Annotated in this window: 23 protein-coding genes, 1 pseudogene and 1 riboswitch; of the genes and pseudogenes, 3 read left to right on the top strand and 21 right to left on the bottom strand. The window is 76.8% G+C overall.

The annotated features are described in order from the left end of the window. Positions 1–9: 9 nt before the first annotated feature. The 8 genes from lgt to hisI all read right to left on the bottom strand — a co-directional run bounded on the left by lgt (position 10) and on the right by hisI (position 6,592). The gene (lgt, locus tag F1544_RS02760; RefSeq protein ID WP_167581831.1) at positions 10–1,041 is read right to left on the bottom strand and encodes a prolipoprotein diacylglyceryl transferase; all 1,032 of its coding nucleotides are present in this window, start codon (positions 1,039–1,041) and stop codon (positions 10–12) included. Continuing rightward, positions 1,038–1,862: a DsbA family protein gene (locus F1544_RS26075; RefSeq protein WP_167581829.1), complete on the bottom strand. Its 825-nt coding sequence runs from the start codon at positions 1,860–1,862 to the stop codon at positions 1,038–1,040. The genes lgt and F1544_RS26075 overlap by 4 nt, the downstream gene beginning before the upstream one ends. 90 nt (positions 1,863–1,952) lie before the next feature. Beyond that, the gene (gene trpA / locus F1544_RS02750; RefSeq protein ID WP_308469841.1) at positions 1,953–2,795 is read right to left on the bottom strand and encodes a tryptophan synthase subunit alpha; all 843 of its coding nucleotides are present in this window, start codon (positions 2,793–2,795) and stop codon (positions 1,953–1,955) included. Continuing rightward, complete coding sequence (gene trpB, locus F1544_RS02745; protein WP_373368051.1) at positions 2,792–4,072, bottom strand: tryptophan synthase subunit beta; 1,281 nt, start codon at positions 4,070–4,072, stop codon at positions 2,792–2,794. The genes trpA and trpB overlap by 4 nt, the downstream gene beginning before the upstream one ends. Before the next feature lie 47 nt (positions 4,073–4,119). Continuing rightward, positions 4,120–4,944, bottom strand: a complete 825-nt coding sequence (trpC, locus tag F1544_RS02740) for an indole-3-glycerol phosphate synthase TrpC (RefSeq protein ID WP_167581826.1) — start codon at positions 4,942–4,944, stop codon at positions 4,120–4,122. Positions 4,945–5,134: 190 nt separating this feature from the next. Next, on the bottom strand, positions 5,135–5,473 hold the full coding sequence (locus F1544_RS02735) for an HGxxPAAW family protein (protein WP_167581824.1): 339 nt from the start codon (positions 5,471–5,473) through the stop codon (positions 5,135–5,137). Between the two features lie 115 nt (positions 5,474–5,588). Continuing rightward, positions 5,589–6,215, bottom strand: a complete 627-nt coding sequence (locus F1544_RS02730) for a Trp biosynthesis-associated membrane protein (RefSeq protein WP_167581822.1) — start codon at positions 6,213–6,215, stop codon at positions 5,589–5,591. Then, on the bottom strand, positions 6,212–6,592 hold the full coding sequence (gene hisI / locus F1544_RS02725; protein WP_167581820.1) for a phosphoribosyl-AMP cyclohydrolase: 381 nt from the start codon (positions 6,590–6,592) through the stop codon (positions 6,212–6,214). The genes F1544_RS02730 and hisI overlap by 4 nt, the downstream gene beginning before the upstream one ends. 81 nt (positions 6,593–6,673) lie before the next feature. On the opposite strand from hisI, the gene F1544_RS02720 reads away from it, so the two are divergent. After that, on the top strand, positions 6,674–7,306 hold the full coding sequence (locus F1544_RS02720; RefSeq protein ID WP_167581818.1) for a TIGR03085 family metal-binding protein: 633 nt from the start codon (positions 6,674–6,676) through the stop codon (positions 7,304–7,306). 70 nt (positions 7,307–7,376) lie between these two features. Here F1544_RS02720 and hisF read toward each other — a convergent pair whose 3' ends face one another. Further along, positions 7,377–8,150 (bottom strand): imidazole glycerol phosphate synthase subunit HisF, encoded by a 774-nt coding sequence (gene hisF, locus F1544_RS02715; RefSeq protein WP_167581816.1) that lies wholly within the window; start codon positions 8,148–8,150, stop codon positions 7,377–7,379. An 87-nt stretch (positions 8,151–8,237) separates the two neighbouring features. Between hisF and F1544_RS02710 the strand changes: the two genes are divergently transcribed. Both F1544_RS02710 and F1544_RS02705 read left to right on the top strand, forming a co-directional pair. Beyond that, positions 8,238–9,512, top strand: coding sequence for a GNAT family N-acetyltransferase (locus F1544_RS02710; RefSeq protein WP_167581814.1), 1,275 nt, complete (start codon positions 8,238–8,240; stop codon positions 9,510–9,512). Between the two features lie 28 nt (positions 9,513–9,540). Continuing rightward, on the top strand, positions 9,541–10,167 hold the full coding sequence (locus F1544_RS02705; protein ID WP_167581812.1) for a nucleoside/nucleotide kinase family protein: 627 nt from the start codon (positions 9,541–9,543) through the stop codon (positions 10,165–10,167). Here F1544_RS02705 and F1544_RS26070 read toward each other — a convergent pair. From F1544_RS26070 to def, 12 genes and pseudogenes are all read right to left on the bottom strand, one after another. Next, on the bottom strand, positions 10,164–10,676 hold the full coding sequence (locus F1544_RS26070; RefSeq protein ID WP_167581810.1) for a PH domain-containing protein: 513 nt from the start codon (positions 10,674–10,676) through the stop codon (positions 10,164–10,166). The two genes, F1544_RS02705 and F1544_RS26070, sit on opposite strands and share 4 nt — an antisense overlap. Next, positions 10,673–11,518: an ATP phosphoribosyltransferase gene (gene hisG, locus F1544_RS02695; RefSeq protein ID WP_167581808.1), complete on the bottom strand. Its 846-nt coding sequence runs from the start codon at positions 11,516–11,518 to the stop codon at positions 10,673–10,675. Before hisG ends, F1544_RS26070 begins: the two co-directional genes overlap by 4 nt. A gap of 73 nt (positions 11,519–11,591) precedes the next feature. Continuing rightward, a complete protein-coding gene (locus F1544_RS02690) occupies positions 11,592–11,855 on the bottom strand; it encodes a phosphoribosyl-ATP diphosphatase (RefSeq protein ID WP_167581806.1) in 264 nt (87 codons plus the stop codon). A gap of 11 nt (positions 11,856–11,866) precedes the next feature. Then, entirely contained in the window at positions 11,867–12,343 is a 477-nt protein-coding gene (gene ribH, locus F1544_RS02685; protein ID WP_167581804.1) for a 6,7-dimethyl-8-ribityllumazine synthase, read from the bottom strand. 17 nt (positions 12,344–12,360) lie between these two features. Further along, a pseudogene (ribB, locus tag F1544_RS02680) lies at positions 12,361–12,990 on the bottom strand (3,4-dihydroxy-2-butanone-4-phosphate synthase); the annotation flags it as partial. Then, positions 12,987–13,628, bottom strand: coding sequence for a riboflavin synthase (locus F1544_RS02675; RefSeq protein ID WP_167581800.1), 642 nt, complete (start codon positions 13,626–13,628; stop codon positions 12,987–12,989). The gene F1544_RS02675 and the pseudogene ribB, both read right to left, overlap by 4 nt. Continuing rightward, positions 13,609–14,676 carry a bifunctional diaminohydroxyphosphoribosylaminopyrimidine deaminase/5-amino-6-(5-phosphoribosylamino)uracil reductase RibD gene (gene ribD, locus F1544_RS02670; RefSeq protein WP_167581798.1) on the bottom strand — a complete coding sequence of 356 codons (1,068 nt, stop codon included), beginning with the start codon at positions 14,674–14,676 and terminating at the stop codon, positions 13,609–13,611. Before ribD ends, F1544_RS02675 begins: the two co-directional genes overlap by 20 nt. A 153-nt stretch (positions 14,677–14,829) precedes the next feature. Further along, positions 14,830–14,955, bottom strand: a riboswitch (FMN riboswitch). Positions 14,956–15,033: 78 nt separating this feature from the next. Further along, on the bottom strand, positions 15,034–15,699 hold the full coding sequence (gene rpe / locus F1544_RS02665) for a ribulose-phosphate 3-epimerase (RefSeq protein ID WP_167581796.1): 666 nt from the start codon (positions 15,697–15,699) through the stop codon (positions 15,034–15,036). A gap of 23 nt (positions 15,700–15,722) precedes the next feature. Then, the gene (locus F1544_RS02660) at positions 15,723–16,769 is read right to left on the bottom strand and encodes an alpha-hydroxy acid oxidase (protein ID WP_167581794.1); all 1,047 of its coding nucleotides are present in this window, start codon (positions 16,767–16,769) and stop codon (positions 15,723–15,725) included. 32 nt (positions 16,770–16,801) lie between these two features. Continuing rightward, positions 16,802–18,418, bottom strand: coding sequence for an RsmB/NOP family class I SAM-dependent RNA methyltransferase (locus F1544_RS02655; RefSeq protein WP_167581792.1), 1,617 nt, complete (start codon positions 18,416–18,418; stop codon positions 16,802–16,804). Beyond that, positions 18,415–19,344: a methionyl-tRNA formyltransferase gene (fmt, locus tag F1544_RS02650; protein WP_167581790.1), complete on the bottom strand. Its 930-nt coding sequence runs from the start codon at positions 19,342–19,344 to the stop codon at positions 18,415–18,417. Before fmt ends, F1544_RS02655 begins: the two co-directional genes overlap by 4 nt. Continuing rightward, positions 19,344–19,889, bottom strand: a complete 546-nt coding sequence (gene def / locus F1544_RS02645; RefSeq protein WP_167581788.1) for a peptide deformylase — start codon at positions 19,887–19,889, stop codon at positions 19,344–19,346. Before def ends, fmt begins: the two co-directional genes overlap by 1 nt. Positions 19,890–19,959: the final 70 nt, after the last annotated feature.

Raw genomic sequence — 19,959 nt, 5'->3', positions numbered from 1 at the left:
ACGACACCGTCACGAGGACGGGCGGTCGTGTCCCTGGCGGGGTTGCTCCTGGGGCTGAGTGACGGTCTGTTCGTCAGCCACGCTCGCATCGTCACCGGACGGGGATGCGCCCTCCACTGACGAGGTGGAGGGTACCTGTTCCGCGGACTCCCTCTCGACGCGCTCGGCGACGCCCGGGTCCTCCCCGCGGTGGCGGCGTCGGGACACCGCGAAGGCGGCCAGCGCGGCGAGCAGGACGATCGCCGCCACCCACGTGTTCACGCGCAGCCCGAGGATGTGGTTGGCGTCGTCGATGCGCAGCGCCTCGAACCAGGAGCGGCCCGCGCAGTACAGGACGACGTAGAGCAGGAAGACCTGGCCGTGGCGCAGCCGGTACCGCCGGTCGAGCAGGACGAGGACCACGGCGGCCGCGAGGCACCACAGCGACTCGTACAGGAACGTCGGGTGGAACGTGCCGAGCACCTCGGGGGCCCCGTCGGCGCCGAGCACGGCCCGGCCCTCGGCGGCGTCCCAGCGGTGGATCGTCAGGGCCCAGGGCAGGTCGGTGGCCCGGCCGTAGAGCTCGTTGTTGAACCAGTTGCCCCAGCGGCCCAGGGCCTGCGCCACGAGCAGGGCGGGGGCGGCCGCGTCGGCCACGGGGGCGAAGCGGTAGCCCGCCCGCCGCGCCGCGATCCACGCGCCGAGCACCCCGGCCGCGATCGCGCCCCAGATGCCGAGCCCGCCGTCCCAGATCTTCAGCGCCCGCACGGGGTCGCCGCCCTCGCCGAAGTACGCCTGCGGCGAGGTGACGACGTGGTAGATCCGGGCGCCCACGATGCCGAACGGCACGGCCCACACGGCCATGTCGAGGATGAAGTCGGCGCGCCCGCCGCGGGCCTGGAAGCGCCGCTCGGCGATCCAGACCGCCACGACGATGCCCGCGATGATGCACAGCGCGTAGGCGCGCACCGGCAGCGGGCCGAGGTGCCACACCGCGACGGTGGGGCTGGGCAGCGCCGCGGGCAGCTCGGTGGGCAGGAGCGCGGGCAGGGCCGCGATCACGCGGCGGTCGCCTTCTGCACGGCCGCCGCGAGGTTCTGCGGCGCGTCCGCGGTGAGCAGCTGGTCGGCGGGGACGTCGGTCACCGCACCGGCGGCGGACGTGACGCGCACGGTCGGGGTCCCCCCGACCCCCTGCGGCTCCATCTGCGCCTGCACCCGCTTCACGTAGCCCGCGTAGACGTGGTCGTCCAGGGCCTTGCGCCAGGCCGTGACGTCCAGCCCGTCGACCTTCTCGGCGTAGGCCTGCAGCGAGTCGGCCGTGTAGCCGGTCCCCTCCTCCGGCTGGTCCGCGTAGAGCGCCTGCGTGTACTGCACGAACTTCCCCTGCGCGTCGGCCGCGGCGGCCCCCTCGGCGGCCAGCTGCGAGGACGGGGCCGTGCCGAGGGTGCCGTCGAGGAACGTGAGCGTGTGCACGACCACCTTGGCCTTGCCCTGCGCGGCGAGGTCGACGTAGGCCTGGCCGCCGAAGCCCTCGAACCGCTGGCAGACGGGGCACTGGTAGTCGAGCCAGATGTCCATGGTCGGAGCGCCCGCGGCGGGCGTGCCCGGCAGCTGGATCCCGCCGTCGGCGGAGACGGCGTGCGGCGCCGGGACGCCCTCGGTGTCGGAGTCACCGCCCTGGCGCTGGACCAGGACGACGACCGTGGCGACGATCGCCAGGACCACGACGACGGCGGCGGTGATGAGCAGGACGCGCCGGCTGCGCTCGCGGGCCTGCTCGCGCTGGCGCAGCGCGGCCGCCTTGGCCTGCCGCGCGGCGCGCGCGTCCTGGGCCTCCCCCGCACGGGCGGGGTGGCCGCTGGGCCGCTTCCTGCTGCTCACGGACTCTCCTCGGGCGTTCGGGCACGTCGGACGGACCGGGGAGCACCGGCTCCCCGGTCGGGGGCGCGCCGCGGGGGCGCGCGGGGGTGGTCAGGCGCTGCGGATGCCCGCCGACAGCTCGGCGGCGAGGCGCCCCACGGCCCGGACGCCGGAGGCGGTGTCGTCGGTGTCGAGGAGCCGGCTGACGAAGGCGGAGCCCACGATGACGCCGTCGGCGTACCCGGCGACCTCGGTCGCCTGCTCGGGCGTCGAGACACCCAGGCCGACGCAGACGCGCTCGGCGCCGGCGGCGCGGGTGCGCTCGACGAGCTGCCGGGCGCCGGCGCCCACGGTCGCGCGGGCCCCCGTGATGCCCATGAGGGAGGCCGCGTAGACGAACCCGCGGCTGCGCTCGGCGGTCAGCGCCAGGCGCGCGTCGGTGGAGCTCGGCGCGACGAGGAAGACGCGCTCGAGGTCCTGCGCGTCGCTCGCGCCGATCCAGGCGCCGGCCTCGTCCGGGATGAGGTCGGGCGTGATGAGCCCGGCCCCGCCCGCCGAGGCCAGGTCGCGCGCGAAGCGGTCGACGCCGTAGCGGTCCACGGGCGGCCAGTAGGTCATGACGAGCACGGCGGCGCCCGTGGCGGCGACCCCCTCGACGGCCCGCAGGACGTCGGCGGGGCGCGTGCCGCCCGCCAGGGCGGCGTCGACGGCCCGCTGGATGGTGACGCCGTCCATGGTCGGGTCGGAGTAGGGCAGCCCCAGCTCGACGACGTCCGCGCCGCCGTCGACGGCGGCCTTCGCCGCCTCGATGCTCGTGCGCACGTCGGGGTAGCCGACCGGGAGGTAGGCGACCAGCGCGGCGCGGCCCTCGGCCTTCGCGCGGTCCACCGCCGCCGCCGCCGTCGCGGTCCCCGTCGCGGGGCCCGTCGTCGAGTCCTCGTGCGTGGTGCTCACCATCCCGACCCTTCGGTGTCCTCGGGCGCGTCGGAGACGCGCTCGACCTCGGAGGCGACGAGGTCCTCGTCGCTGACCAGGTCGAACCACCGGGCGGCGGTGTCGACGTCCTTGTCCCCGCGCCCCGAGAGGTTCACGAGGACGACCGCGTCGGGGCCCAGCTCGCGGGCCACGCCGAGCGCGCCGTGCAGGGCGTGCGCGCTCTCGATGGCCGGGATGATCCCCTCGGTGCGGCACAGCAGCTTGAAGGCGTCCATGGCCTCGCTGTCGGTGACGGGGCGGTAGGTGGCCCGCCCGCTGTCCCCGAGCCACGAGTGCTCCGGCCCGACGCCGGGGTAGTCGAGGCCCGCCGAGATCGAGTGGGACTCCACCGTCTGGCCGTCCTCGTCCTGCAGCACGAAGGAGCGTGCGCCCTGGAAGACGCCCGGGGACCCGCCCGTGATGGAGGAGGCGTGGCGGCCGGTCTCGACGCCGTCGCCGCCGGCCTCGAAGCCGAACAGGCGCACGTCCGCGTCCTCGAGGAACGCGTGGAAGATGCCGATCGCGTTGGAGCCGCCGCCGACGCACGCGCACACCGCGTCGGGCAGCCGGCCGATGAGCTGCTGGACCTGCTCGCGCGCCTCGACGCCGATGATCCGCTGGTAGTCGCGGACCAGGACGGGGAACGGGTGCGGCCCGGCCACCGTGCCGAAGACGTAGTGCGTGGTGTCGACCGAGGCGACCCAGTCGCGGAACGCCTCGTTGACGGCGTCCTTGAGCGTCCGGCTGCCCGCGGTGACCGGGACGACGGTGGCCCCGAGCAGCCGCATGCGCGCCACGTTCAGCGCCTGCCGCCGGGTGTCCTCCTCGCCCATGTAGACGACGCACTCCAGGCCCATGAGGGCGGCCGCCGTCGCGGTGGCGACGCCGTGCTGGCCCGCCCCCGTCTCCGCGATGACCCGCTTCTTGCCCATGCGCTTGGTCAGCAGCGCCTGGCCCAGCACGTTGTTGATCTTGTGCGAGCCGGTGTGGTTGAGGTCCTCGCGCTTGAGGAGGATCCGGGCCCCACCGGCGTGCGCCGCGAAGCGCGGCACCTCGGTGATGATGCTGGGCCGCCCCGAGTAGGTGCGGTGCAGCTCGGCCAGCTCCTCGACGAACGCCGGATCGGACATCGCCGAGCGGTGCGCCGCGTCGATCTCGTCGAGCGCGGCCACGAGGGCCTCGGGCACGAACCGGCCGCCGAAGGCGCCGAAGTACGGACCCCGCTCACCCGCCAGGGGCGTCGGGCCGAAGGACACGGGGACCTCGCCGGCGGGCACGTCGACCGTGGGCTCGTCGTAGGCGGTCACGGGCGCACCGCCTGCACCGCCGGGTGGGCGCCGGCGGCGACCAGGTCGGCCACCGCCCGCCGCGGGTCGTCGCCCTTGACGAGCGTCTCCCCCACCAGCACCGCGTCGGCCCCGGCGCGGGCGTACTCCACGACGTCGCGCGGGCCCTGCACGCCCGACTCCGCGACCTTGACGATGCGGTCGGGGATGAGGGGGGCCAGCTCGTGGAAGACGCGCGGGTGCACCTCGAGCGTCTTGAGGTTGCGGGCGTTGACCCCGATGACGCGGGCGTCGGCGTCGACCGCGCGGGCGACCTCCTCGGCGTCGTGGACCTCCACGAGCGCCGTCATGCCGAGGGAGTGGGTGCGCTCGACCAGCGACACGAGCGCGTCCTGCTCCAGCGCCGCGACGATGAGGAGCACGACGTCCGCGCCCCACGCGCGGGCCTCCCACAGCTGGTAGGACCCGACGACGAAGTCCTTGCGCAGCACCGGGACGTCGACCGCGCAGCGCACGGCGCGCAGGTCGTCCAGGCTGCCGCCGAAGCGGCGCTGCTCGGTCAGGACGCTGATGACGCTGGCGCCGCCGAGCTCGTAGGCCGTGGCCAGCGCGGCCGGGTCGGGGATGTCGGCCAGGGCGCCCTTGGAGGGGCTCTTGCGCTTGACCTCCGCGATGACCTTCACGCCGCTCTGCTCGCTGTCGCGCGGGCGCAGGAGGCCGTGCGCGTCCTTGGCCGGGACCTGCCGGTGGGCGCGCTCCTTCAGCTCGTCGAGGGAGGTGTGCTCACGCCGGGCCGCGAGGTCCTCGCGGACGCCGTCGAGGATGTCGTCGAGGACCGTCACGCTGCGCATGCTAGTCCCGCCGTCCCGGCCGGTTGCGCCGACGTGCACAGGGTCACTCCCCCGCCCGGGCGCTGCGGCACCTCCCGCCCACGGGCCCGGGACGCAGGACGGCGCCGCACCCCCGAGGGAGTGCGGCGCCGTGCCGGACGCGTGGAGCGCGCCGGTGCTGCGTCCGTCGGTGCTGGGCTCGTCAGTGCTGGGGGCGGCTCACGCCGGCGGGCTTGCCCGAGCTGCGCTTGACGCCGTAGCCCATGCGGGACAGGACGGAGGCGACGACGAGGGCGAGCAGGATGATGACGCCGCCGATGATCCCCCACGTCAGGCTGGGGAAGACGACCGCGAGGCCCAGCACGAGGAAGCCGAGCAGGCCCACGGCGACGCCGGCCCAGGCGGCGACGGTGTGGCCGTGCCCGTGCTCGTCGACGATGTCGGCGTGCGTCTCGTTGCCGGTGCGCTCGGTCTGGCCGTTGCGGGCCGGCTGCGCGGTCGGGCCGCCCTGGCCGTCGCGGGCGGAGGACTGGCTGCTCACGGGGTGCTCCTCGACGTCTGGTGCGGGGCGGCCGCGGTGGTCCCGGCCGGTGCTGGGCCCCACGGTACCGGGACCCGCCGCGGCGCGCGGGTGGGCGGGTCGGCGGGTCAGGCGGTCAGCGGGTGGGGTCCTCGCCGTGGGTCAGGGAGTCCCACGCGGCCGCGGGGTCCTCGGCGGGGCTCGCGGGCACGGCCGCGGCGTCGCGCTCGTAGCGGCGCGAGCTCAGCCACGTCCCGCCGCGCACGAGCACCCCGAGGCCCGCGAGGCCGATCAGGACGCCGCCGACCGCCGAGACGACGGGCCAGGGCGCGACCTCGGCCGCCGAGACGGTCGCGGTCGAGCGGCCGCTCGCGGCGCGGGCCTCGGCGCCGAGCGCGTCCTCGGGCGACGTCGCGGCGGTGAGGGAGGCCACGACGACGCCGACCCCCGCGAGCAGCAGCGCGGCCGCGGCGAGCACCCGGGCCACGCGGCGCCCGATCGTGCAGGCGACCACGGCGGCCAGCGCCACCAGCCCCAGGGCCGTGGCCAGCGGGGCGGCCGTGCGGCCGTCGGCCAGCACCGCGGTCTCGCCCGCGGTGGCGGCCACGCGCCCCGAGACCCACGTCGGCGCGCCCGCCGCGAGCGCCACGACGGCCCCCGCGAGACCCAGCAGGAGCAGGAGGCCCCGCTCGCGGCCGGTGCGGCGACGGGCCTCGTCGGCGGGGGCGTCCTCGGCGGCGGGCGGCGGGGCGGGGTCGCTCACGCCTCGTCCCGGGACCCGACCACGACGGGCAGCGGCGAGGCGTCGAAGCACGTCGCGTCGCCCGTGTGGCAGGCCGCGCCGACCTGGTCGACCTCGACGAGCAGGGCGTCGCCGTCGCAGTCGAGCGAGACGCGCTTGACCCACTGCACGTGCCCGGAGGTGTCGCCCTTGCGCCACAGCTGCTGCCGGCTGCGGCTGAAGTAGGTGGCGCGGCCCGTGCTCAGGGTGGCGGCGAGGGCCTCGTCGTCCATCCACGCGACCATGAGGACCTCGCGGGTGTCGTGCTGCTGCACGACGGCGCAGACGAGGCCCGCGGCGTCGCGCTTGAGCCGGCCGGCGAGGGAGGGGTCGAGGGTCGGGACGGGAGTCGCAGGCACCGCCTCATGATGTCACCGGCCGCGGCGCACCTCCTGCGGGTCGCCGCACCGCGCCCCGGGGCGGCGTGCCACGATCCGCGCATGCCCGTCACCGACGCCGCCCGTGAACGCGCCGCCCTCTGCGACGAGGCGCTGCGCGTCGGTCCGGACGCGCCCACGCTCTGCGAGGGCTGGCAGGTGCGGGACCTGATGGTCCACCTGGTGCTGCGCGACGGCCGCCCCGACGTCCAGCTGGGCGCCGCGCTGCCGCCGCTGCGCGAGCGCGCGCAGCGGGTGCAGGACGAGCTGGCGGCCCTGCCGTTCGAGCAGCTGGTCGACCGGGTCCGCTCGGGGCCGCCCGGGTTCAACCCCACGCGGCTGCCCGTCCTCGACGAGCTGGTCAACCGCGCCGAGTTCTACGTCCACCACGAGGACGTGCGACGGGCGGGCGAGGGCGCCGCGCCGCGCGAGCTGCCCCGCGGGGAGTCCGCCGCGCTGTGGAAGCTGGTGCGCACGATCGGCCGGGTCGCCTACCGCCGCAGCGGCACGGGTGTCGTGCTCGTCGTCCCCGGCGGGCCGCGCGTCGTGGTGCGGCGCGGGCCGGCCGCGGTGAGCCTGACCGGTCAGCCGCAGGAGCTGCTGCTGCACGCCTTCGGCCGCCGGCCCGTCGCGCAGGTCGCCGTGGACGGCTCCCCCGACGCGGTCGCGCGCTTCCTGGACGCCTACCCCGCCTGACGCGGACGGCTCAGCGCACTCGTTCTCAGCGCACTCGTTCTCAGCGCACTCCGTCTCACCGCTCGGGTCCTCAGCGCACGGGGCTCCCCGCCGCCCGCAGGGCGTCCTTCACCTGGCCGACGGTCAGCTGCTGGAAGTGGAAGACGCTCGCGGCCAGCACGGCGTCGGCGCCCGCGGCCACGGCCGGGGGGAAGTGCTCGACCGCCCCGGCGCCGCCGCTGGCCACGAGGGGCACCCGCACGCGGGCGCGCACGGCCGTGAGCATCTCGAGGTCGAAGCCGGCCTTGGTGCCGTCGGCGTCCATCGAGTTCAGCAGGATCTCCCCCGCTCCCAGGTCCGCGGCGCGGGCCGCCCACTCGACGGCGTCGAGCCCCGTGCCGCGGCGGCCACCGTGGGTGGTGACCTCGTAGCCGGACTCCGTGACCGGTTCGCCCGGCCGCGTCCGGCGCGCGTCGACGGACAGGACGAGGACCTGGGAGCCGAAGCGGTCGGCGATCTCGGCGATGAGCTCGGGGCGGGCGATGGCCGCGGTGTTGACGCCGACCTTGTCGGCGCCGGCGCGCAGCAGCCGCTCGACGTCGGCCACGGCGCGGATCCCGCCCCCGACCGTGAGGGGGATGAACACCTGCTCGGCGGTGCGGGAGACGACCTCGTAGGTGGTCTCGCGGCTGCCGGAGGAGGCCGTCACGTCGAGGAAGGTCAGCTCGTCGGCCCCCTCGGCGTCGTAGCGCCGGGCCAGCTCGACCGGGTCGCCCGCGTCGCGCAGGTCGGCGAAGTTGACGCCCTTGACCACGCGTCCCGCGTCCACGTCCAGGCAGGGGATGACTCGCACGGCGACGCTCACGCGGGCCAGCGTAGTGAGCCACGCTGGCCCGTGCAGCGCCCTCCCCGACGGGCGCGGACCGCCGCGGTCCCGGATACCGTCGGCGGCGTGCCGAGCCCCGACCTGACCTTCACGACCGTCGACACCGCCGACGCCGCCGCCGTCGACGCCTGGTCCCGCGTGCCGCGGGCCGCCTTCCTGGAGAAGGCCGCCGACGAGGCCGACCTGGCCGCGCGCCGCCGCCAGGTCGCGGGGCACCGGCTGCGCGCGGCCTACGACGGCGACCGCCCCGTCGGGACGTTCCGCTCCTACGACCTCGAGGTCACGATGCCGGGTGCGGGCCCCGTCACGGTCGACGCGATCTCCTCCGTCGCGGTGCTGCCCACCCACCGCCGGCGCCGCATCCTCAGCACCCTGATGGGCACCGACCTCGCCGAGGCCCGCGAGAGCGGTCACGCCCTCGCGGCGCTCATCGCCATGGAGGCGCCCATCTACGGGCGCTTCGGCTTCGGCCCGGCCACCCGCTCGACGCAGTGGACGCTGGACTGCGACCGGACCGCCTTCCGGCCCGACGCGCCCGGCGCCGACGGGGGCAGCCTCGAGCTGGTCGACCCCGCCGCCGAGCGGGACCTGCTCGCGGGGCTGCACGACACGATGCGGCGCGGGCGGCCCGGGGGCCTGCAGCGTCCCGCCGTCGACTGGGACGAGTGGTTCACGACGCCCGGCCCGCGCCGGCTCGGGCGCGGCGCCCACGTCGCGGTGCACCGCGACGCGGCCGGCACCGCGGACGGCTACGTCGTCTACGAGCTCACGGAGAGCTGGGACGCCCGCGTCTCCACCTCCACCGGACGGGTCCTCGACCTCACGGCGACGACGACGGCCGCCTACCGCGACCTGTGGGAGTTCGTCGCGTCCATCGACCTCGTGCGCACCCTGACGATCCCCGACCGCCCCGCCGACGAGCTGCTGCCGCAGCTGCTGGTGGACCCGCGGGCCGCGCGCCACGGCGCGGTCGACGACTTCCTGTGGCTGCGGGTGCTCGACGTGGCCGGGGCCCTGTGCGCCCGCCGCTACCTCGGGCAGGACAGCCTCGTGCTGCGCGTGGAGGACCCCCGCGGCATCACCGGCGGCACCGTCCGGCTGCACGTCAGCGGTGAGAACCGCGGCGAGGACGGGTTCGCGTGCGCCGAGGTCACGGCCAGCACGGACGAGCCGGACGTCGTCCTGGGTGTCGGCGACCTCGCGACCCTGCTGCTCGGAGACGCCTCCGCCGTCCCGCTGGCGCGCGCCGGCCGCCTGCACGTCGCCGGGCCCGACCGCGCCGTGCGCCTCGGCGCGCTGTTCGCGACGCCCGAGTCCCCGTGGTGCCAGACCTGGTTCTGAGCCGGTCGTGCTCCCGCCCCTCGTGGACGTGACCCCGCCTCCGGGACTCCTCACGACGGCGGACGCCGTGGAGGTGGTGCTGGCGGCGCTGGCCCGCCGGCGCCCCCCGCGCGCGGCGCCGGCGGTCGTCGCCGTCGACGGCCCGTCCGGGGCGGGCAAGACGGACTTCGCCGCCGCCCTCGCCCGCGCGCTGGGCGGGGCGCCCGTCGTCCACATGGACGACCTCTACCCCGGCTGGGACGGCCTCGCGGCCGCCGTGCCGCTGGTCACCGACGAGGTGCTGGCCCCGCTCGCGGCGGGGCGCCCGGCCCGCTACCGGCGCTGGGACTGGGCCGCCGGGCGGCGCGGCGAGGCGGTCGACGTCCCGGCGGCGGACGTCGTGGTCGTCGAGGGCGTCGGCTGCGGGTCGCGCGCGCCCGCGGCGCACGTGGACGTCCTGGTCTGGCTCGACGCGGCGCCCGCGGTCCGCTTCGCGCGGGGCATGGCCCGCGACGGCGAGACCTACCGGCCGCACTGGCTGCGGTGGGCCGCGCAGGAGGACGTGCTCTTCGCGGCCGAGGGCACGCCCGCGCGGGCGGACGTGCTGCTCCGCAGCGACGGGACCCCCGACGCCGCAGCGGACGGCGGACCGCGGTGGCGGGAGGCCGGGCGCTAGAGCCCCGAGCTCCCCCGGTCGCGCCGCACCTGCGGGGCGTGGCGCTCCACGAGGCGCGCCAGGCGCAGCCCCTCGGCGTCGGCGTAGGCGCCGTCGGCCTTCTGCACGGCCATCACGGCGAGGTTCTCGCCGTCGTCGGTGTCCAGCGTCAGCCACGGGCTCTCGCCGCTGAAGCGGACCCCGAGGATCGCGTCCCACTCCACGCGGCGGGTGTAGACGACGTTGCGGACGACGAGCGCGTCCTCGGTGGGCACGGCCCGCACGCCGACCAGGCGCACGAGGCCCGCCGCGACGAGCAGCCCGAACACGACGGCGGAGGCGCTGTCGAGCGGCGTCCAGCCCGAGGCGGGGGCGTTGGCCAGGGCGATCGAGAGGGCCACGACGGCGAGGACGCACAGCGCGGCGAGCGGGTAGCCGACCCACCGGGCCCGCCGCGGCCTGAACGGCGCGTCGGCGGGTCGGTCGTCCGGGTGGACCCCCCCGGCACCGGCAGGGGCGGCGCCGCTCACAGGCGGGCCGCGTGGATGCTCGTGGCGAGGATGGCCCGCGCGCCCAGGTCGTAGAGGTCGTCCATGACCTGGTTGGTGGAGCGCGCCTCGACCATGGCCCGCACGGCCACCCACTCGGGGTCGGCCAGCGGCGAGACCGTCGGCGACTCCAGGCCCGGGGTGATGGCGCAGGCGCGCTCCACGAGCTCGCGCGGGCAGTCGTAGTCGACCATCACGTACTGCCGCGCCACCAGGACACCCTGCAGGCGTCGGACCAGGACGTCCACGGCGGGCGACGGCCCGGCCCCGGTCTGGCGGACCAGGACGGCCTCGGAGCGCATGACGGGCTCGCCGAAGACCTCCAGGCCCGCGGCGCGCATGGTCGAGCCGGTCTCCACGACGTCGGCGATCACGTCGGCGATGCCGAGGGCGACGGCCGTCTCCACGGCCCCGTCGAGGTGGACGACGGAGGCCTCGACGCCGTGCTCGGCCAGGTGCTCGCCCAGCAGGCCCGAGTAGCTCGTGGCGATCCGGCGCCCGGCCAGGTCGGCGACCGAGGACGCCGTGCCGGGCCGGCCCGCGAAGCGGAAGGTGCTGCGGGCGAAGCCGAGCGGCAGCACCTCGTCGGCCGGGGCGCGGGAGTCCAGCAGCAGGTCGCGGCCCGTGATGCCGCAGTCGAGCGTGCCGGAGCCGACGTAGAGGGCGATGTCGCGGGGCCGCAGGAACACGAACTGCGCGTCGTTGGCCGGGTCGTCGAGGATCAGCTCCCGCGACTCCCGGCGCTGGCTGTAGCCGGCCTCGCGCAGCATCGCGCTGGCCGCCTCGGACAGCGACCCCTTGTTGGGGACGGCGATGCGCAGCACTGCGGGGGCTCCTCGGTTCGGGTCGTGGGTGGTGCGGGTGTCGCGGGGTGCGGGTGTCGCGGGAGGGTGTCGCTCAGAGGTGCGCGTACACGTCGTCGAGGGTCAGCCCGCGCGCGATCAGCAGCACCTGCAGGTGGTACAGGAGCTGGGAGACCTCCTCGGCGGTGCGCTCGGCCGACTCGTGCTCGGCCGCCATCCACACCTCGGCGGCCTCCTCGACCACCTTCTTGCCGATGGCGTGCACGCCGGCGTCGAGCTCCACGACCGTGCCGGACCCCGCGGGGCGGGTGCGGGCCTTGTCGGTCAGCTCCGCGAACAGGTCGTCGAAGGTCTTCACGTGACAGGAGCTTAGAGCGGGGCGACCTCGCGCAGCGCCACGACCGTCTCCAGGGCGGCCAGCACGGCCTCGCGGCCCTTGTCCTCCCGCGAGCCCTGCAGGCCCGCGCGGTGCAGCGCCTGCGACTCGTTGTCGACCGTCAGCACGCCGAAGCCGACCGGGACGCCGGTGGTCACGGCGACCTGGGTCAGGCCCGTCGTCGCTGCGCTGCAGACGTACTCGAAGTGCGGGGTCCCGCCGCGCATGACGACGCCGAGGGCGACGAGGGCGTCGAAGCCCTGCGTGGCCAGGCGCGCGGCCGCCACGGGCAGCTCGAAGGCACCGGGGACGCGGACCTCGGTGACGTCGGTGACGTGCGCCTCGGCCAGGCCGCGGCGGGCGCCCGCGAGCAGCCCGTCCATGACCTCCTGGTGCCAGCGCGCCGCGATCACCGCGACCCGCAGGCCCGTGCCGTCGACGTCGATCTCGGGGCTTCCGTCGCCGCTCATCGTGCGTTCCCTCCGGGGGTGGCTGCTGCGGCGGCGAGGTGCGCGCGCAGGTCGTGGATGGTGAGGACGGGCAGCTGGTGGCGCCGCCCGAGCTCGGTGACCTGGGGCCACCGCGACATCGTGCCGTCGTCCTCGACGAGCTCGGCGATGACCCCGACCGGGGCGAGCCCGGCCAGGGTGCACAGGTCGACGGCCGCCTCGGTGTGCCCGGGGCGCTCCAGCACCCCGCCGGGGCGGGCCCGCAGCGGGAAGACGTGCCCGGGGCGCACGAGGTCGCCCGGCGTGGCCGCGGGGTCGGCGAGGACGCGGGCGGTGCGGGCCCGGTCGGCGGCCGAGATGCCGGTGGTGACGCCCACGGCCGCGTCGACGCTCACGGTGTAGTCGGTGCGCCGGGAGTCCTCGTTGCGCTCGACCATGGGCGGCAGCGCCAGCGCGGCGGCGCGCTCGAGCGACATCGGCACGCACAGCAGCCCCGACGTGTGCCGGACCGTCCAGCCCAGCCACTCGGGCGTGACGAGCTCCGCGGCCAGGACGACGTCGCCCTCGTCCTCGCGGTCGGCGTCGTCGGTCACGAGCACCGGGCGGCCGGCGCGCAGCGACTCCAGCGCGGCCGCGACGGACCCCGAGACGTCGGTGGCGGCGGTCACGGGGCCACCGTCGCGGGAGTGGCTGTCCGCGGGCCGGCGGCGGCGAGGCGCTCGACGTACTTCGCGAGCACGTCGACCTCGAGGTTCACGACCGAGCCGGGCTGCCGCTGCCCCAGCGTCGTCAGCTCCAGCGTCGTCGGGATGAGCGAGACCTCCAGCCACGGCTCGGGGTCGTCGACCGCGCTGACGGCCGAGAGCGTCAGCGACGTGCCGTCGACGGTGATGGAGCCCTTCTCCACGACGTAGCGCGCGAGGTCGGTCGGGATGGCGACCCGGACGACCTCCCACGCGTCGCCCGGGGTGCGGGAGACGACGCGGCCGGTGCCGTCGACGTGGCCCTGGACGATGTGCCCGCCGAGGCGCGCGCTGGCGGCGAGCGCCCGCTCGAGGTTGACGCGGCGGCCGGGGGCGACGTCGCGCAGCGAGCTGCGGGACAGCGTCTCGGCCATGACGTCGACCGTGAAGCTGGCCGGGTCGGGCTGGTCGACGACGGTGAGGCAGACGCCGTCGACGCAGATCGACGCGCCGTGCACGGCGTCGCTGGTGACCAGCGGACCGCGCACGGTCAGCCGGGCGGAGTCCTCCCCGCGCTCGACGGCGACGACCTCGCCGACCTCCTCAACGATCCCGGTGAACACTGCTGGCCTCCTGATGGACGGCGGGGTGGGTGGTGGTGGGGTCGCCGGCGCCCGGCGCGACGGGCGGGAGCGGGCGGGCGGTGAGGCGGACGTCGTCGCCGACGCGCACGACGTCGCGCAGCGCGAGCCGCGCGATGTCCGGCATGCCGGTGACGCCGAGATCGCCGACGGCGAGGGGGCCGGCGCCGAGCAGCGCGGGGGCGAGGTAGCAGACGACCTCGTCGACGAGGCCGGCCCGCCAGAACGCCGCCGCAACGGTGGGTCCGCCCTCCAGCAGGACGGTGCGCACCTCCTCGGCCGCGAGCGCGGCGAGCGCCTCGTGCGGGTCGTGGGTGCGCAGCTGCCGCAGCGGGGCCCGCGCGTCGCGCAGCCGCGCGTGCGGCGGCAGCTCGCGGTGGCCGAGGACGACGCGCAGGGGCTGCTCGCCCGCGACCTCGGTGCCGTCGGCGCGCACCGTGAGGGCGGGGTCGTCGGCCAGGGCGGTGCCGGTGCCGACGAGGACGGCGTCGTGCGCGGCGCGCAGCCGGTGCACGTCGGCACGCGCGGCGGCGGAGGTGATCCAGCGGCTGGAGCCGTCGGCGGCGGCGGAGCGGCCGTCCAGCGTGGAGGCCCACTTCCAGGTGACCCAGGGCCGGCCGCGGCGGACGGCGGCCGTCCAGCGCTCGTTGAGGGCCCCCGACTCCGCGGCGAGCAGACCCGTCTCGACGTCGACGCCCGCCGCGCGCAGGACGGCGGCTCCCCCGGCGGCCTGCGGGTTGGGGTCGTCGGCGGCGACGACGACGCGCGCGACCCCGGCCGCGAGCAGCGCCTGCGTGCACGGGGGCGTGCGGCCGGTGTGGGAGCAGGGCTCGAGGGTGACGACGGCGGTCAGGCCGGTCTCGGGACCCGCCAGCGCGGTGAGCGCCGCCACCTCGGCGTGCGGGGTCCCGGCACCGGCGTGGAAGCCCTCGGCGCTCACGGTGCCGTCGGCGTCCAGCAGGACGCAGCCCACGCGCGGGTTCGGCCCGGTGGCGCGCCCGCGCGCGGCCAGCTCGAGCGCGCGGCGCATCGCCGCGGTCTCCGCTTCGCTGAACAGCTCGTGCCCCCTGCGCGTCGACGGGTCCGGGTGCGGACTCCGGGGCGGGAGGCGCGGGGGTGCGCGGGAGCGCACCTCCGACGGGTGCCGGCGGCCGCGGGCAGCAGGGCGCGCGAGGCCGACACCGCGCGCTGCCTCTCATCCGGACTGTCACCGTCGGTCCCGGAGTTCCACCGGGTCAGCCCCCGCCGAGGCGAGGGCTCGCGGACTGTCACCGCCGGTTCGGGTTTTCACCGACCCCGGAGCACGCGTGTCGTGGTCTGTCGCCGTCAGTGTGCCACGCGGGTCCGCGCCGTCCGGAGGCCGTCCACCGCCCCCGCGCGGGCCGGCTCAGTGCGCGCAGGCCGCCCGCGCGAGCTCGCGCAGCTCGGTGATCGCCGCGGCCGCGTCCTCGGCCCCGTAGACCGCGGAGCCGGCCACGAACACGTCCGCGCCGGCCTCGGCCGCGCGCTCGACGGTCTGCGTCGAGACGCCGCCGTCGACCTGCAGCCAGACCTCGAGCCCCGCGGCGCTGATGGCCTCGCGGGCCCGGCGGATCTTCGGCAGCGTCACGTCGAGGAAGCTCTGCCCGCCGAAGCCGGGCTCGACGGTCATGACGAGCAGCATGTCCAGCTCGGGCAGCAGGTCGGTGAACGCCTCGACGGGCGTCGCGGGCTTCAGCGCCATCCCGGCCCGGGCGCCGTGGCGGCGCAGCTCGCGGGCCAGGCGGACGGGGGCGGCGGCGGCCTCGGCGTGGAAGGTGACGCCCTGCGCGCCGGCCTCGGCGTAGGCGGGCGCCCAGCGGTCCGGATCCTCGATCATGAGGTGGCAGTCCAGCGGGACGGGTGAGACCCGGCGCAGCGCCTCCACGACGGGCAGCCCGAGCGTGAGGTTCGGGACGAAGTGCCCGTCCATCACGTCGACGTGCGCCCAGTCGGCGGTGGAGATCCGCTGCAGCTCCGCCTCGAGGTTGGCGAAGTCCGCGGACAGGATGCTGGGGCTGACCTGGATCGTCACCCGGGAACCCTAGGGCCTGGCCCTCACGGCCTGCGCGTCACGTCGCCCGGGCGCAGGTCCGCGACGTCGCCGAGGCCCATCTGCCGCAGCGTCGTGACGAGCTCCTCGTTCAGGCGGCCCAGCACGGCGGACACGCCCTCGGCGCCGCCGCTCGCGAGGCCCCACATGACCGGGCGGCCGACGTGCACGGCGCGCGCACCGAGCGCGAGCGCCGCGACGACGTGGTGGCCGGCGCGGATGCCGGAGTCGACGTGGACCTCGACCTCCGTCCCGACCTCGGCGACGACCTCGGGCAGCGCCGCGGCCGAGGTCACCGACGTGCCGAGGCGGCGGCCGCCGTGGGTGGAGACGATGACCGCGTCGGCGCCCGCGTCGACGCAGCGCCGGGCGTCGCGGGCCGTGAGCACGCCCTTCACGGCGACGGGCAGGCCGCTGAGCTCGCGCAGCCAGCCGATCACGTCGGGGGTGAGGTCCTCGGCGGAGCGCAGGCCGTGCGGACCGCTGGCCTCGACCTCCTCGGGCGTGAGGTTGACGACGCGGGCCTTGCGGTAGGTGTCGGGCCACTCGGTGGGCTCGATGCCGGGCAGGGCGGGCGCGAGCGCCGTCGTGTCGACGGTGAGGGTCAGGGCGCGCGCCCCGGCGGCCGTGGCCCGCTCGACCAGGCGCTGCGTGAGGGAGCGGTCCTGCATGACGTAGACCTGGTACCACCAGGGCGCCCCGGTCGCGGCGACGTCCTCGAAGTGCACGCCGGTGTTGGTCGAGAGGCCCAGCAGCGAGCCGTGCTCGGCCACCGCCCGGCCCGTGAGGACCTCCCCCTCGGGCTGCGCGGCGACCTGCTGGGCCATGGGGGCGACCAGGACGGGCGTGCGCACGCGGGTGCCGAGCACCTCGACCTCGGTGCGCAGCGTGCTGGTGTCGTGCAGGACGCTCGGCCGCAGCCGGAGGTCCTCCCAGGCGGCGAGGCCCTCGCGCAGGCACTCACCGCCTCCCGCGGAGCCGCGGAAGTAGGCGGCCACGTAGTCCGGCAGGAGCGCGTCGGCGCGCGCGGAGATCTCGTCGACCCAGGTCACGCCGACCATCCTGCCCTCTCGCCGGGTGGGGGTCAGGACGTGCGGCGCAGGAGGGCCACGTGCATGGCGTCGGTGCCGTGGGTGTGCGGCCACAGCTGCACCGACGTGCCGGCGGCCGCACCGGGGACGTCGGCGACCTGCGCGAGGACCGCGGGGGTGTCGAGGCGCTCGACGCCCTGGCCCTTCCTCGCCGCGGCCTTCAGGACGTCGTCGACGACCAGCCGGGTCTCGGCCAGGACCGGCGAGCACGTCGCGTAGGCCACGACCCCGCCGGGGCGCACGGCGTCCAGCGCCGAGGCCAGCAGCGAGCGCTGCAGCGGCCCGAGCCCGCCGAGGTCCGAGGGCCGCCGCCGCCAGCGCGCCTCGGGACGCCGGCGCAGGGCGCCGAGGCCCGTGCAGGGCGCGTCGACGAGGACGCGGTCGTAGTGGCCGGGCTCGTCGTCGCCGACCTGCCGGCCGTCGGTGACGCGGACCTCCACGGGCCCGCCCGCGCCCTCGGGCACGGCGCGCAGCGAGTCGCGGACGAGCTCGGCGCGGTGCCCCGCGATCTCCACGGCCGTCAGGTGCGCACCGCGCTGGACGGCGAGCGCCGCCAGCAGCGCCGCCTTGCCGCCGGGGCCGGCGCACAGGTCCAGCCACCGCTCGTCGCGGCCCTCGACCTCGGCGCGGGCCAGCAGGTGGGCGACGAGCTGGCTGCCCTCGTCCTGCACGCGGGCCTTGCCGTCGCGCACCGCGGGCACCTTGCCCGGGTCGCCGTGGCGCAGCACCGCGCCGGTGGGCGACCAGCGCCCCGCCCGGACGTCGACGGCGGAGTGCGGGGCGGTGAGCTCCTCGACGCTCGTGAGGCCCGGCAGCGCGGACAGCGCCACCGCGGCGGGCTCGTTGTCCGCGGCCAGCAGCTCGCGCAGCTCGGCCGGGTCGTGCCCGTGCGCGCGCAGCGCCTCGCGCAGGCTGCGCACGACCCACTCCGGGTGGGAGTAGCGCACGCTGAAGTGGCCGTCGGCGTCGGTCTCCTCGGGCGGGGCGACCTCGTCCAGCCAGGAGCCGAGCTCGTGGCCCGCGACGCGGCGCAGGACGGCGTTGACCAGGCCGGAGGGGCCGGTGCCGAGCTCGCTGCGGGCGATGGCCACCGAGGTGGCGACGGCCGCGTGGTCGGGCACGCGCATGGCCAGCAGCTGGTGCGCGCCCATGCGCAGGGTGTCCAGGACACCCGGGTCGAGGTCCTCCAGCGGCCGGTCGATGACCGTGGCGATGAGGGCGTCGTAGCTGCCCCGACCGCGCAGCACGCCGTAGGTGAGCTCGGTCGCGAAGCCCGCGTCGCGGCCGGAGACCCGGCGCTCGCGCAGCGCCTTGGGCAGCGCCAGGTTGGCGTAGGCGTCCTCCTGCGCGACGGCCTTCAGGACGTCGAAGGCGACCTGGCGGGCGGCGTCGACGTTCGTGAAGCGGTCGCGCTTGACGCCGGTGCGCTCGCCCGCGGCGTCGCGCTTGCCCGCGCCCGGGCGGTCGGGCCGGCCGCCGCGCGTGCGGGCGTCACCCCGGGGCCCGTCACCGCCGCGCTCGGGCCGTCCCCCGCGGTCGCTCCCGCCGGCCCGCCCGGGTCGTCCCCCGCGCGCCGGGGGCCTGTCGCCCGCTGCACTGGACTCGCTCACCGCAGTTCCTCCTGCTCCTCGGGCCGCACACCGCGCGCCCAGTCGATCCCGGCCATGGCCCGCTTGCCCGCGGGCTGCACGCCGGTCAGCTCCAGCAGCCCGTCGCCCGTGCCCACCAGGACGCGGCGGCGCTCGACGCGCAGCCGTCCCGGCGCCAGGGGGTCACCCCCGTCCGCCACGGGCAGCACGCCCGTCACCTTCAGCCGCTGGTCGCGGAACGTCGTCCACGCGCCCGGGTCCGGGGTGCAGCCGCGCACGCGCCGGTCGACCTCGACGGCGCTCGCGGTGAGGTCCACGCGCGCCTCGTCCACGGTGATCTTCGGGGCGAGGGTGACGCCCTCGGCGGGCTGCGGCACGGCCACGGCCGTCCCGGCCTCCAGTGCGTCGAGGGTCCGCACGAGCAGCTGCGCCCCGCTGACGGCGAGGCGGGCGAGCAGCTCCCCGGAGGTGTCGCGCGGCCCGACCGGCTCGCTCAGGCGGCCGTAGACGGGGCCGGTGTCCAGGCCCTCCTCGAGCTGGAAGACGCAGGCGCCCGTGACGTCGTCGCCGGCCATGACCGCGCGCTGCACGGGGGCGGCGCCGCGCCAGGCCGGCAGGAGCGAGAAGTGCAGGTTGACCCAGCCGAGGCGCGGCACGTCGAGGGCCGCGCGCGGCACGAGCGCGCCGTAGGCGACGACGGGGCACACGTCGGGCGCGAGGTCGGCCAGCGCGGCGAGGAACCCGGGCTCGGACGGGCGGCGCGGCTGCAGCACCGGCAGCCCGGCGGCGCGGGCGCGCTCGGCCACGGGCGAGGCGGCGGTGCGCCGGCCCCGGCCCGCGGCGGCGTCGGGGCGTGTGAGGACGGCCACGACCTCGTGGCGGGAGTCGAGCAGGGCGTCGAGGCTGGCGACCGCGACGTCGGGGGTCCCGGCGAGGACGAGCCGCACTACCTCGCCTGACCGAAGGTGGCGTGCGGGCTGACCTTGACCTGCGGCACGCCCTGGCCGAGCCACTCGGCCTCGCGGACCGCCTTCAGCGCGAGCTTGCGCTGCGCCTTGTCGAGGCGGTCGATGAACAGGACGCCGTCGAGGTGGTCGGTCTCGTGCTGGATCGCGCGGGCCTTGTACTCCGAGCCCGAGATGGTGATCGGCTCGCCGTGCATGTCGAACCCGCGCGCGACGACGTGCAGCGACCGGCGGGTGTCCGCGACGATCCCGGGGAACGACAGGCACCCCTCGTCGCCCTCCTGGCACTCGTCGGAGAGGTCCAGGACGGGGTTGACGAGGTGACCGATCTCGTCGTCGGCGTGGTAGGTGAACACGCGCAGCGAGACACCGAGCTGGGGGGCCGCGAGGCCGCCGCCGGGGGCCGCGAGCATGGTCTCCTCGAGGTCCTTGACGAGCTGGCGGAGCTCCTTGTCGAAGGTGGTGACCTCCTCCGCGCGCTGCCGGAGGACCGGGTCCCCGAAGAGTCGGATCGGCTGGATCGCCACGGTTCTCCCTGTGTTCGGCGTGCTGACGTGCGGCCCCGAGTCTACGGGCCCGGCGGCGGCCGCCCGCCCG

The sequence above is a fragment of the Kineococcus rubinsiae genome, from assembly GCF_011839805.1.
GTDB classification, from domain to species: domain Bacteria; phylum Actinomycetota; class Actinomycetes; order Actinomycetales; family Kineococcaceae; genus Kineococcus; species Kineococcus rubinsiae.
The sequence above is the reverse complement of the archived record's forward strand: the minus strand, read 5'-3'. Positions and strand labels throughout refer to the sequence as shown.

Excerpts from the sequence above, each read along its gene's own strand:
- ribH (WP_167581804.1), bottom strand. The coding sequence starts at position 12,343 with ATGAGCGGCGACGGAAGCCCCGAGATCGACGTCGACGGCACGGGCCTG.
- ribD (WP_167581798.1), bottom strand. The coding sequence starts at position 14,676 with ATGCGCCGCGCGCTCGAGCTGGCCGCGCGCGGGCGCGCCACCGGGCCG.
- F1544_RS02720 (WP_167581818.1), top strand. The coding sequence starts at position 6,674 with ATGCCCGTCACCGACGCCGCCCGTGAACGCGCCGCCCTCTGCGACGAG.